Origin of the sequence: Streptococcus sp. 22.1 (genome assembly GCF_016648645.1) — a bacterium.
Lineage (GTDB): Bacteria > Bacillota > Bacilli > Lactobacillales > Streptococcaceae > Streptococcus.
Map to the genome: position 1 here is coordinate 1 of NZ_JACLQK010000052.1, position 1,371 is coordinate 1,371.

General features: G+C 28.1%; 1 protein-coding gene. It reads left to right on the forward strand.

Annotation, left to right across the window (positions count from 1 at the left end):
• Nucleotides 1–12: 12 nt before the first annotated feature.
• The coding region (locus tag H7U04_RS11310; RefSeq protein ID WP_201059858.1) for an AMP-binding protein at nt 13–1,371 on the forward strand (1,359 nt) is incomplete at its 3' end.

Sequence of the window (1,371 nt, forward strand, 5' to 3'; positions counted from 1 at the left end):
TTTCTTAATAAGATGGATTTTAAGCAAACAGTTTTAGTATATTGTTGCAGTGATTTTGAATCAATAATTGTTATTATTTCACTTTTAAGGTTAGGAATAAATTTTTGTTGTATAACTAAAGAAACTCCAAAAGAAAGAATTAAGAAAATAGTTGAAATTTGTCAAAGTCAATATTGCATAACTATGAAAGATGAAGTTAGTGAATTTTATAGTGATTTTAACTTAGAAGTAATAAATCCTAGCAATATTGATTTTGATTATAAATTAGCTAGCTCTAGTTTTGATTCACATAGTGTTCGGGAGGATGATTTAGCATATACAATTTTTACTTCAGGTTCAACCGGTGAACCTAAAGCAATTGATATTTCTCAGGTATCTCTTTCTTATCATATTCTATCAGCTATTCAAACTTATGATATAGATTATTCTAGTAAAATTTTACAAATTTCTTCAATAACATTTGATGTTGCAATGAGCGATATTTTGTGTTCTATTGTATCAGGAGGAAGTTTAGTACTTATTGAAGAATCAATGCACTATAATCCCAGAAAAATTTCTGAGATAATTTCTAAAAATGAGATTACTCATATTAATTGTACACACACATTTTTAAAATCTTTGAATAAAGATGATTTATCTAATTTAAAGATTATTAATTTAGGAGGAGAGGTTGCTTCTAAATCACTAATTGAAGAATGGAGGGATAAGGTTCAATTATTCATATCTTATGGTCCTTCTGAATGTACAATTTGCACAAGTGCAGTTTCAGTTAATGAAAATACCCATCATTCAACTATAGGGTACCCAATTGGATATAACAAGTACTATGTTTGTGATAAAAATGGACGCATTTTACCAAGTGGAATACCTGGATATCTATTTATAACTGGACCGCAATTGATGAGGGGATACAGAGGAATTGCTTCAGGTTTAACTCATCTACGATTTAATGAAGAGATGATTTTAGCATTTAATACAGGTGATATTGTTAAACTTGAGGAAGATTTGTCTTACACATTCATCGAGAGAAGTGGTAGTTTAACAAAAATAAATGGTAATAGAATCTCTTTAAAAGAAATAGATTATGAACTTGAGAAGTGTCATAATATCATGAATGCAGCCACAATTATTCACAAAAATGAATTATGTAGCTTTATTGTATCAGATGAATTGGTGAATTTTGAGGAAATCTCAAATTCATTAAGTCTTGTGCTTCCGATGTATATGATTCCCCAAAATTATTTTTATATCGAAAAAATACCAATAACAGTAAGTGGTAAAGTTAATTACAAGTCATTACAGCAATTAATTGAAAATAAGGAATTTGAAGTAAGAAAGTTAACTTATACAGAAAATGAGTTAATGTTAATC